The organism is Erythrobacter sp. CCH5-A1 (assembly GCF_001557115.1).
In the GTDB taxonomy this organism is placed as follows: domain Bacteria; phylum Pseudomonadota; class Alphaproteobacteria; order Sphingomonadales; family Sphingomonadaceae; genus Erythrobacter.
The window spans coordinates 1-9,237 of record NZ_LSKQ01000196.1 but is presented as its reverse complement, the minus strand read 5'-3'; the positions used below and the strand labels follow the sequence as shown (position 1 = coordinate 9,237).

Genomic DNA, 9,237 nt, shown 5'->3' with positions numbered 1-9,237 from the left:
TGCTCAGGTACTGGGAGGCGCAGTTCCCTCTCCTGAAGCCGCTGCGCTTCAGCGGCTTCAGGAGAGGGAACTGCGCCTCCCAGTACCTGAGCACGTGAGGCCGGATGCCCAGCGCCTCGCTGACTTCGCCGATGGTGCGCAGCGCGCCCTCGTCCTTGCCGTCATCGAATGCGGTCATCTGGCCTCACCTCTTGCGGTCACCCCTTGGCGATCCGTTCCTTGAGCAGCTGGCTGGCGCGGAAGGTCATAACCCGGCGCGGGGTGATCGGCACTTCGATCCCGGTCTTGGGATTGCGGCCAATCCGTTCATTCTTGTCGCGCAGCACGAAGCTGCCGAAGCCCGAAATCTTGACGTTCTCGCCCCGGGCAAGCGCGTCGCTCATCTTGGCGAGGATTGCCTCGACCAGATCGAGCGACTCCGCGCGGCTGAAGCCCATCTTGCGGTTGATGGTTTCCGCCAGATCGGCGCGGGTCAAAGTGCCAACCGAACGCATCATGCGAATTCTCCTTCGCGGCGCGACCCGAACAAAGGTGGCAGGTGCTTACGATTTTTCGGCACGATTGCAAAGCGATGCGTTACGGATTGTTGTGTTATCCGCAATTGACCTAACAAAAGTAAGGGGACGGGCCCCCGCGCCTCACATCCGGATGAGGCTCGCCCCCCAGGTAAAGCCGCCGCCCATCGCCTCGAGCATCACCAGATCGCCCTGCTTTATCCGCCCGTCCTTGCGCGCGACATCGAGCGCGAGCGGCACCGAGGCGGCCGAGGTATTGGCGTGATCCTGCACCGTCACGACCACCTTTTCGGGCCCAAGGCCGAGCTTCCTCGCCGTCGCGTCGAGGATCCGAGCATTGGCCTGATGGGGCACGACCCAGTCGATCTCGCTCACTGAAACGCCTGTATCCTCAAGCACTTCCTTGAGAACATCGGCGAGATTGACGACCGCGTGGCGAAAAACCTCGGGCCCGCGCATACGGACATGGCCCACGGTCTGCGTGCTCGAAGGCCCGCCATCGACATAGAGCAGATCGTGCTGGTCGCCGTCCGCGTGCAGCCTGGTGCCGAGGATGCCGACCCCGTCGCTGTCACCCGAGGGTGCCTCGAGCACCACCGCGCCCGCGCCGTCACCGAACAGCACGCAGGTGGTGCGGTCTTCCCAGTCGAGAATGCGGCTGAAGGTTTCCGCTCCGATCACCAATGCACGGGCAGCCATGCCGGTCCTGAGCAGCGAATCGGCCGTGGCCAGCGCGTAGAGGAAGCCCGAGCACACCGCCGCGACATCGAAGGCGACCCCGCCCTGGCAGCCGAGCGCGGCCTGGACCTTGGTGGCGGTGGCGGGAAAGGTGTTGTCGGGCGTCGCGGTGGCGAGCACGATCAGGCCGATCGAGGACGCCTCGACCCCGGCATCGTCAAGCGCCGCGCGCGCGGCGGCGATGGCGAGGCTCGCGGTGGTCTCGCCCTCGCCCGCGATGTGGCGCTGGCGGATGCCGGTGCGGGCGACGATCCATTCGTCGGAGGTGTCGACGGTCTCGGCCAGTTCGGCATTGGTCACCACCCGCCGGGGCAGCGCCGAACCGGTGCCGAGCACACGCGAACCGCTCACGCGCCCTTGACTCACAAAGGGGCCTCGCTGGCCTTGGGGGTGGGCGTCGGCGCGCTCTGGCGCAGTGTGCCCTCGCCCAGCCGCGAGAGGTCCTGCGCGATCCGTTCGGTGAGCTTGTTCTCGAGCAGCCGCGCGGTCACGGCGACCGCGTGGGCGACGCCCTTGGCATTGGCGCTGCCGTGGCTCTTCACCACCACGCCGTTCAAACCGAGGAATACCGCGCCATTGTGGTTGTTGGGATCAAGGTGATGCCGGAGCAATTCGGTCGCCGGGCGCGAGACGAGAAAACCGATCTTGCTCCGCAGCGAAGAGGTGAAGGCCTGGCGCAGCAGATCGGTCACGAAGCGCGCCGATCCCTCGATCGCCTTCAGCGCGATATTGCCCGAAAAGCCGTCGGTGACGACCACGTGGGTCTCGCCGCGGTTGATCTTGTCGCTCTCGACGAAACCGTCGAAATGCAGGTCCAGCCCGCCTTCGGCCGAGGCGGCGGTGAGCATGGCAGCGGCATCGCGCAGTTCCTCGGTGCCCTTGATCTCTTCGGTGCCGATGTTGAGCAGGCGGACGACCGGCTTGTCGAAGCCGTTGACGATCCGCGAATAGGCCGCGCCCATCACCGCGTACTGAACGAGATTGCGGGCATCTGCCTCGGTGTTGGCGCCGAGGTCGAGCATGACAACATCATGCGCCTGCAGGGTCGGCATGATCGCGGCGAGCGCGGGGCGATCGATCCCCGGCATGGTACGCAGCGCAAGCTTGCTCATCGCCATCAGCGCGCCGGTGTTGCCGGCACTGACCGCAGCGCCCGCCTCGCCGGTCTTCACCGCATTGACGGCAAGGCCCATCGAGGTGGTCTTGGCGCGGCGGATCGCCTTGCTCGGCAGCTCGTCGCCACCCACCACATCGTCGCAGTGGAGGATTTCGGAGGCGGCGCGCAGGTTCGGGTGGTTCTCGAGCGCGGCTTCGATCCGCGCCTGATCGCCGACCAGCAGAAACTTGAACTTGTCGTGATCGCGGCGAGCAAGCGCGGCGCCTTCGACCATGACGCGCACGCCTTCATCGCCGCCCATCGCATCGACCGCGATACGGGGCAGGCTCATCGTGCTTCTCTCCGGTCTATCGTGAGGGCCACCGGCTTAGCCGACGGCGACGACCTGACGCCCGTTGTAGTGGCCGCAGTGGCCGCAGATGTTGTGCGGGCGCTTCAGCTCGCCGCAGTTCGAGCATTCGTGGAACGCCTCGACCTTCAGCGCATCGTGCGAGCGACGCATGCCGCGACGGGAGGGCGAAACTTTTCTCTTGGGGACAGCCATGGTCGCACCATTTCCTCAAATAACGTGTCTGGCACCGGGCGGGCGCCTGCGATTCTCGAAGGCCGCCCTTACGGCAAGGAGGGTGCGCACACAAGCACGAGACTTGCGCGCTTTCCTTGGCCAGCTGCGGCGGGAAGCGGCGCGCTATAGCGGAAAAATCGCGCGTTGCAAGGTGCCTTGGCGCGGCGTAGCACAACGCCGAAATAGTGAAGGGATCGCTACATGACCGTGCTGCCCGTAACGCTCGCTGCCGCTGCTGCGGCTGGCATCCTCAATATCTGGCTGGCGCTCAGGATCAACGCGGCGCGCAGTGCCTCCGGGGTCTATCTTGGCGATGGCGGGAGCGAGGCGTTGCAGCGCCGGATGCGCTCGCAGGCGAATTATGTCGAATACACCCCCTTCGTGCTCGCGCTGATCCTGGTGATCGAGCTGTCGGGCAAGGGCAGCTGGTGGCTGGGGGTGGTCGCGGCGGTCTATTTCGCGGGACGCATCGGCCACGGTTTCGGGATGGACGGCGGCGCGCTGCTGAAGGGGCGCTTCATCGGCACGATGACCACGCTGCTGACCCTGCTCGGCCTGTCGGTCGCCGCCGCGCTGATCATGGCCGGTATCATCTAGACCCGCACCAGCTTGCCCGCCCGCCCGGGCATGTCGGCGGGGAGGCAGACGTCCCAGGCAAGGCCCATGCGCTCGAGCAGGCGGATGAAGGCGTAGCCCCAGTCGCTCTGCCCCGGATGCAGCCCGATGCGCGCGCTGCCGGGGTAGGCGTGGTGATTGTTGTGCCACGCCTCGCCCATGGTGAGAAGCCCGGCCCAGGGCACGTCATGCGCCTGCACCCCGGCCTCCGCGACCTGCCAGTGCTGCGGGCCGCGCCGGTGCGCGAGGTGGCCGACGAGGAAATGCCCGTGCACCGTCAGCGCGACCCGCACGAACACGCCCCAGACCACGAAGGGCCAGCCGCCGACCCAGAACAGCACGCCCGCGACCGGCAACTGCTGGAGCATCCACGTCCGCTCGAGCCAGCGCAGGAAGGGTGAGGCCTCGAGCGCGCTGACGTCGAAGCGCGGCGGATGGTTGAGTTCGAGCCGGCAATGCATCAGCCAGATAGCGTCGACCAAGAGCGGCCGGCGGTTGGCGAGGTAATCGTGGCAATCGCTCTGCCGCTGGCCCCAGTCGCGCAGGTCGTGCGCCTTCACGATCCCGATCGGCCCGCTCATCCCCGCCACGGTCCCGCACCAGATCAGAAAGCCGCGCAAGGCGGGGTGGGTGCGGAAGCTTCCGTGGATCAGCAGGCGGTGGAAGCCGACCGAATGGCCCAGCAGCAGCATCGCGCCGGTAAGGCCGATGCCGGTGACGATAGCGGCGGGGGTGGTGAAGAACGGCGCAAGGCCGAGCGCGGCGAGCAGCATGCCGCCGTTCCACAGGCTCATCACCGGGTCCCAGCGCACCCGACCCTGCACCGCATCGGCACCCGGAGTTTCGACGATCCAGTTCACCTCGCAGCGGTCGCGCGTCATCGGGCTCTCCATTGTGTAGATAATTAATGCATCGCTTAATTATTGGATAGCACTGGAAAGCATTTAAGCAAGCCCTTATATGCCGGGACCATGCAGAAAGTGTTCGAAGCCCTCGCCTCGACGGTGCGCCGCAAGATTCTGGCGTACCTTTCGGAATCCGAGCTGACCGCGGGTCAGATCGCGGAGCGATTCGAGATTTCCAAGCCGGCGGTCTCGCAGCACCTGTCCGTGCTGGAGAATGCCGGGCTGGTGGAGAGCGAGAAGCGCGGGCAGTTCGTGCATTACCGGCTGGTACGCGAGAACCTTGCGAACACGCTCAATTCCTATGTGCAGGAAGTCTGCCCGGTCTCGCGCCCGCTCAAGAAGGAGAGCAAGGCGCTGAGCGATGCGGCGAAGGGTGCGGATCGCGACGAGGGCTAGGTCAACCTAGCGCTGGCATCGGCCCGCCAAGGTACGGGCCGCAAGGCCGACCGGCCGCCCGCAGGTGCCCGTAGCGCAGCGGAGGTTTATCGCCCTAAAACAGCGAAGCGGTAGGGCAGATAAGACGCGCCGAGGACGATCCCGCGGAGGCGAGGTCGCAATCAGGAAAGAATATAATCGCTCACGAACGCATTGGTCTTGCGCTCGCGCCCGAAGGTGCTGGTGGGGCCGTGGCCGGGGATGAACATCACGTCCTCGCCCAGCGGCCAGAGGCGCTGGGTGATCGAGTCGATCAGGTCCTGGTGATTGCCGCGCGGGAAATCGGTGCGGCCGATCGAGCCCTGGAACAGCACGTCGCCGACGATCGCGAAGCGGCTGGGTTCATGGAAGAACACCACGTGGCCTGGGGTGTGGCCGGGGCAGTGGATCACATCGAGCGTCAGTTCGCCCACCGTCACCGTGTCGCCGTGCTTGAGCCAGCGGGTGGGCGTGAAGCTTTTGGCGACCATCCCCCAGCGCGGGCCGTCGTCATTGAGCTGGTCGATCCAGAAGCGGTCATCCTCGTGCGGGCCCTCGATGGGCAGGCCCAGCTCGTCCGCCAGCATCCCGGTCTGCCCGCAATGGTCGAGGTGCCCGTGGGTGACGAGCAGCTTTTCGAGGCTAACGCCCGCCTTGGCGACGCCTTCCTTGAGCTTGTCCAAGTCCCCGCCCGGATCGACCAGCGCCCCGCGCATGGTCCTGGTGCACCAGATCAGCGAGCAATTCTGCTGGAGCGGCGTCACCGGAATGATCGCGGCGCGCATGGGGAGTTGGGGCTGGTCAGTCATACCCCGCAAATGCCGCTCGCTACCGCCAAATGCAATCACCCAAAGCGCGCGGTCGGGAGCGGCGCGCGATCGGGCGCGATCCAGTCGCGCCGCGCTGCGGGGGTGAACAGCACCTCGCGCGACCAGTGATCCAGGATCCAGTCTGAACGCCCGAACCGCCCCGCCATCAGCGCCGCAAGGACGTCGCCGAGCGGCGCGCCGGGATGCGCCTCCAGCACCGCCTGTGCGGCGTGGAGCGAGGCAATGGTAATGGTGTGGTGGTAGCCTGCGCTGTCGGTGTTAGGCGTGCCGTGCGCATCGTTGAGCGCCATGATGGTCTCGCGCATTGCCTCCGGCGTCGCGCTGTCGGGCGCATGGCGCAGGCACCAGAGCGCGTAGGCGAAATGGCCTGCATGGGTCCATTCGACCTTGGGCAAACACGCCGCCTGCACCTTTGCGGCGTGAGCGGCGATGGCGTGGTCGCTGGCGAGATCGGTCATGGGCGGCGCGACTAAACCCGCCCCCCCTTCCACACAACCCGTCCGATGATCTCCACCTCCTCGGCGGCGACCTCCACAGGCGGATAAGCAAAATTCTGCGACAGCAGCGCCACCCGCCCCGGTCCGGCGCTGGCGACGCGCTTGACCATCAGCGTCTCGCCAAGACGCACCACATGGATGCCATCCCTGAACGCGCGCGGCGCGCGGTCGACGAGGATTTCGTCGCCGTCGTTGAGGAGCGGCTCCATCGAGTCCCCCTCGACCCGGATCGCGGAGAGCTCGGCGCGGGCGAGGCCCTGTTCTTCCAGCCAACGGCGCGAGAAGCGGAAGATGTCGAAGGCGGCCTCGCCCCCCGGCACCCGCCCTGCTCCGGCAGCCGCACCGAGATCGAGGCGGGGCACCTCCACCCATTCGGCTTCATCCCGCTGCCTAGGTAGTTTTACGTAGGAATTTTCCTGCGCCTCGCGCAACTCCTCCTCGCCCACGCCGAGGAAGCGGGCGAGCGTGGCGCGGTCTTCTTCCTCCAGTTTACGGGGACTGCCTTTGCGAATGAATTGCTGCAGATAGGACGGATTGCGCCCGAGCAACTCGGATAACGCGGCAAGGCTCACTCCCCTCGCCTGCGATAGGGCAAGCAGGCGCGCACGGGGGCCATCGGGGATTTCACGGGCGTTTTGGAGGATCTCAGCCATGGAAATATCCTATACGAAGGATTTTTCCTAGACAAGTAGGAAATGTAGTGAAACAAATCAGGAACATCGGGCGAGTCGCCCGGTGCGAATCGCCCAGATCAGCAATTTGAGGGACGCAAAACCATGCTGCTAAGGTCCATCGAAACCTTCCTGAGGACACACAATCTGCCCGCCACCAAGTTCGGACGTCTCGCTGCCCATGACCCGCGCTTCGTGCTCGACCTGCGCATGGGCCGCACGCCGCGCCGCGACACCGAAATGCGCACCCGTGCGTGGATGCAGGGCTACGCGGCCGGAGCGGCCGAGACCGAATTCACCAAGCCGGGGGAGATGGCATGATGCTGACCGAAAGCCTGCGCGATCCCTTCGCCCACCTCACCGCCGACTTCGCGGCTGTCGAGGTCAAGTCCGCCCCGCTGGCTGTCGGCGCGCCCGCCGCGCTGCGCCAGCGCCGCACGCTTGCGGACCGGGTGCGCAGCGGCCTGATGGAAATCACGGGGGGCGCCGGCACGGTCCTCGCCCACGAGGAGAAGGCCTGGGCCTCGATCACCTTTTCGGGCACGCGGCACGAGGTGGTGCTCGAATTCTGCGGCGCCGATGCGGTCGCGGCGGGAGAAGAGCTGATCGAGCGCCTGCCCGATCATGAGTTCGCGATTCCCCGCCAGCTGGTCGCCGACGCGACGATCACAAAGGTCGATCACCGCTTCGGCGCGATGGAACGGCTGGAAGTGACGGCGGTTCTGCTGCTGCTGGAGGAGGGGTAAGCGCAATTAAGCCTTCCCGGGCTTGACCCGGGACCCCGTTGCCTTCCTACTTCGAGGAAGAAAGCGGGGCCCCGGCTCGGGGGCCGGGGAGACGAAGATTTCTAGGTCCTGCGGATCACCAGATTCCGGATCTCGCTCATGTCTTCCATGGCAAAGCGGATGCCCTCGCGCCCCAGGCCTGAATCCTTCACGCCCCCGTAGGGCATGTTGTCGACCCTGTAGCTCGGCACGTCGTTGATGACGATGCCGCCTACATCGAGCCGGTCCCAGGCATCGAACATCTGGAACAGGTCGCGGGTGAAGATGCCTGCCTGAAGGCCGAACCTGGAGTTGTTGACCTCCTCCAGCGCTTCGTCGAAGTGGTCAAACTTCTGGAGGATCGCAAGCGGCCCGAAGGCTTCCTCGTTCTTCGCCTTGGCATCCGCGGGCACATTCTCGAGCAGCGTCGCCTCCAGCATGTTGCCGCGCGACAGGCCGCCGCCGCACAACAGCGTCGCGCCCGCTTCGACCGCCTCGTCGATCCAGCCCTTGAGGCGCTTGGCCTCCCCGTCCGAGATCATCGGACCGATGAAGGTGTCGCGGTCCTTGGGGTCGCCCGCGACGAGCTTGCCCGCGCGCTCGACCAGCATCGCCTTGAAGGCGTCGTAGACATCGGCGTGGATCAGGATGCGCTGCACCCCGATGCAGGACTGGCCCGACTGGTAGAAGGCCCCGAAAATCACCCGCTCCAATGCGTCGGCAAGGTCGGCATCGCGGTCGATGATCACCGCCGCATTGCCGCCCAGTTCGAGCACGACCTTCTTCTTGCCCGCCTTGGCCTTGAGGTCCCAGCCCACCCCCGGCGATCCGGTGAAAGACAGCAGCTTCAGCCGTTCGTCCTCGGTGAACAGGTCCGCGCCGTCTCGGCTGGCGGGGAGGATGCTGAACGCGCCCTCGGGCAGGATATCGCACTCGGCCAGCACCTCGCCCATGATGATCGCGCCCAGCGGGGTCTTCGACGCGGGCTTCATCACGAAGGGGCAGCCGACCGCGATGGCGGGCGCGATCTTGTGCGCGGCGAGGTTCAGCGGGAAGTTGAAGGGGCTGATGAAGCTGCACGGCCCGATAGGAACGCGCTTCCACATCCCCTGATAGCCCTTCGCGCGCGGCGAGATGTCGAGCGGCTGGACCTCGCCGTAATTCCTGACCGCCTCCTCGGCGGCGATGCGGAAGGTGTCAATCAGACGCGTAACCTCGCCCTCGGCATCCTTGATCGGCTTGCCCGCCTCGACGCACAGGGCATAGGCGAGTTCATCGTAGCGCTCGCGGAAGCGGCGGACGCAGTGCATCAGCACGTCCTGTTTTTCGTAGGAGGCAAGCCGCGCCATCGGCTCGGCCGCGCGCACGGCCCCGGCGATGCCCTCCTCGATCACATCGGGCGTGGCGAGCGCGGTGCGGAAGGCGACCTCGCCGGTGTATTTGTCGGTCACCTCGAGATCGGTGTTGGGCTGCACCGCCTTGTTGTTGAGATAGAGGGGGTAGGTGTCCTTCAGTTTCATCGCGCGTCCTTCCCCCCTCCCGCTTGCGGGAGGGGCCGGGGGTGGGAAAGCAAGGGCAGCGCGCGCCGCGCCCACCCCTAACCCCT

The 9,237-nt window shown here is 66.1% G+C and carries 14 protein-coding genes; 4 read left to right on the top strand and 10 right to left on the bottom strand.

Annotation, left to right across the window (positions count from 1 at the left end; translation table 11 throughout):
• The 5 genes from AX708_RS19950 to rpmF form a co-directional block, all read right to left on the bottom strand.
• Positions 1-178, bottom strand: a 178-nt coding sequence (locus AX708_RS19950) for a MerR family DNA-binding transcriptional regulator (protein ID WP_156454569.1), incomplete at its 3' end; no start/stop codon positions are given.
• Positions 179-197: 19 nt separating this feature from the next.
• On the bottom strand, positions 198-497 hold the full coding sequence (locus AX708_RS11625) for an integration host factor subunit alpha (RefSeq protein ID WP_197426385.1): 300 nt from the start codon (positions 495-497) through the stop codon (positions 198-200).
• A gap of 141 nt (positions 498-638) precedes the next feature.
• On the bottom strand, positions 639-1,604 hold the full coding sequence (locus tag AX708_RS11620; RefSeq protein ID WP_066528483.1) for a beta-ketoacyl-ACP synthase III: 966 nt from the start codon (positions 1,602-1,604) through the stop codon (positions 639-641).
• An 11-nt stretch (positions 1,605-1,615) separates the two neighbouring features.
• Positions 1,616-2,701: a phosphate acyltransferase PlsX gene (gene plsX, locus AX708_RS11615; protein ID WP_066528485.1), complete on the bottom strand. Its 1,086-nt coding sequence runs from the start codon at positions 2,699-2,701 to the stop codon at positions 1,616-1,618.
• Positions 2,702-2,737: 36 nt separating this feature from the next.
• A complete protein-coding gene (gene rpmF / locus AX708_RS11610) occupies positions 2,738-2,914 on the bottom strand; it encodes a 50S ribosomal protein L32 (RefSeq protein ID WP_026092120.1) in 177 nt (58 codons plus the stop codon).
• A 222-nt stretch (positions 2,915-3,136) separates the two neighbouring features.
• On the opposite strand from rpmF, the gene AX708_RS11605 reads away from it, so the two are divergent.
• On the top strand, positions 3,137-3,532 hold the full coding sequence (locus AX708_RS11605; RefSeq protein ID WP_066528487.1) for an MAPEG family protein: 396 nt from the start codon (positions 3,137-3,139) through the stop codon (positions 3,530-3,532).
• Here AX708_RS11605 and AX708_RS11600 read toward each other — a convergent pair.
• Complete coding sequence (locus AX708_RS11600; RefSeq protein WP_066528608.1) at positions 3,529-4,431, bottom strand: acyl-CoA desaturase; 903 nt, start codon at positions 4,429-4,431, stop codon at positions 3,529-3,531. The genes AX708_RS11605 and AX708_RS11600 overlap by 4 nt on opposite strands.
• Positions 4,432-4,521: 90 nt before the next feature.
• Between AX708_RS11600 and AX708_RS11595 the strand changes: the two genes are divergently transcribed.
• Complete coding sequence (locus AX708_RS11595; protein WP_066528488.1) at positions 4,522-4,851, top strand: metalloregulator ArsR/SmtB family transcription factor; 330 nt, start codon at positions 4,522-4,524, stop codon at positions 4,849-4,851.
• A gap of 161 nt (positions 4,852-5,012) precedes the next feature.
• Here AX708_RS11595 and AX708_RS11590 read toward each other — a convergent pair whose 3' ends face one another.
• Genes AX708_RS11590 through AX708_RS11580 form a run of 3 tightly spaced genes read right to left on the bottom strand, consistent with a single transcriptional unit; the run spans position 5,013 to position 6,849 of the window.
• Positions 5,013-5,654 (bottom strand): MBL fold metallo-hydrolase, encoded by a 642-nt coding sequence (locus AX708_RS11590; RefSeq protein ID WP_066528489.1) that lies wholly within the window; start codon positions 5,652-5,654, stop codon positions 5,013-5,015.
• Between the two features lie 59 nt (positions 5,655-5,713).
• Positions 5,714-6,157: a hypothetical protein gene (locus tag AX708_RS11585; RefSeq protein WP_197426020.1), complete on the bottom strand. Its 444-nt coding sequence runs from the start codon at positions 6,155-6,157 to the stop codon at positions 5,714-5,716.
• An 11-nt stretch (positions 6,158-6,168) separates the two neighbouring features.
• Complete coding sequence (locus AX708_RS11580; RefSeq protein ID WP_066528491.1) at positions 6,169-6,849, bottom strand: S24 family peptidase; 681 nt, start codon at positions 6,847-6,849, stop codon at positions 6,169-6,171.
• A gap of 123 nt (positions 6,850-6,972) precedes the next feature.
• On the opposite strand from AX708_RS11580, the gene AX708_RS11575 reads away from it, so the two are divergent.
• Complete coding sequence (locus tag AX708_RS11575) at positions 6,973-7,188, top strand: hypothetical protein (protein ID WP_066528493.1); 216 nt, start codon at positions 6,973-6,975, stop codon at positions 7,186-7,188.
• Positions 7,185-7,613, top strand: coding sequence for a hypothetical protein (locus AX708_RS11570; RefSeq protein ID WP_066528494.1), 429 nt, complete (start codon positions 7,185-7,187; stop codon positions 7,611-7,613). The genes AX708_RS11575 and AX708_RS11570 overlap by 4 nt, the downstream gene beginning before the upstream one ends.
• Positions 7,614-7,714: 101 nt before the next feature.
• On the opposite strand, the gene AX708_RS11565 is transcribed toward AX708_RS11570, so the two are convergent.
• Positions 7,715-9,151 (bottom strand): aldehyde dehydrogenase family protein, encoded by a 1,437-nt coding sequence (locus tag AX708_RS11565; protein ID WP_066528495.1) that lies wholly within the window; start codon positions 9,149-9,151, stop codon positions 7,715-7,717.
• Positions 9,152-9,237: the final 86 nt, after the last annotated feature.

Bases quoted from the DNA above. Each gene is read 5' to 3' on its own strand.
- AX708_RS11625 (WP_197426385.1), bottom strand. From the start codon at position 497: ATGATGCGTTCGGTTGGCACTTTGACCCGCGCCGATCTGGCGGAAACC.
- plsX (WP_066528485.1), bottom strand. From the start codon at position 2,701: ATGAGCCTGCCCCGTATCGCGGTCGATGCGATGGGCGGCGATGAAGGC.
- rpmF (WP_026092120.1), bottom strand. From the start codon at position 2,914: ATGGCTGTCCCCAAGAGAAAAGTTTCGCCCTCCCGTCGCGGCATGCGT.
- AX708_RS11605 (WP_066528487.1), top strand. From the start codon at position 3,137: ATGACCGTGCTGCCCGTAACGCTCGCTGCCGCTGCTGCGGCTGGCATC.
- AX708_RS11600 (WP_066528608.1), bottom strand. From the start codon at position 4,431: ATGACGCGCGACCGCTGCGAGGTGAACTGGATCGTCGAAACTCCGGGT.
- AX708_RS11595 (WP_066528488.1), top strand. From the start codon at position 4,522: ATGCAGAAAGTGTTCGAAGCCCTCGCCTCGACGGTGCGCCGCAAGATT.
- AX708_RS11590 (WP_066528489.1), bottom strand. From the start codon at position 5,654: ATGCGCGCCGCGATCATTCCGGTGACGCCGCTCCAGCAGAATTGCTCG.
- AX708_RS11585 (WP_197426020.1), bottom strand. From the start codon at position 6,157: ATGACCGATCTCGCCAGCGACCACGCCATCGCCGCTCACGCCGCAAAG.
- AX708_RS11580 (WP_066528491.1), bottom strand. From the start codon at position 6,849: ATGGCTGAGATCCTCCAAAACGCCCGTGAAATCCCCGATGGCCCCCGT.
- AX708_RS11575 (WP_066528493.1), top strand. From the start codon at position 6,973: ATGCTGCTAAGGTCCATCGAAACCTTCCTGAGGACACACAATCTGCCC.
- AX708_RS11570 (WP_066528494.1), top strand. From the start codon at position 7,185: ATGATGCTGACCGAAAGCCTGCGCGATCCCTTCGCCCACCTCACCGCC.
- AX708_RS11565 (WP_066528495.1), bottom strand. From the start codon at position 9,151: ATGAAACTGAAGGACACCTACCCCCTCTATCTCAACAACAAGGCGGTG.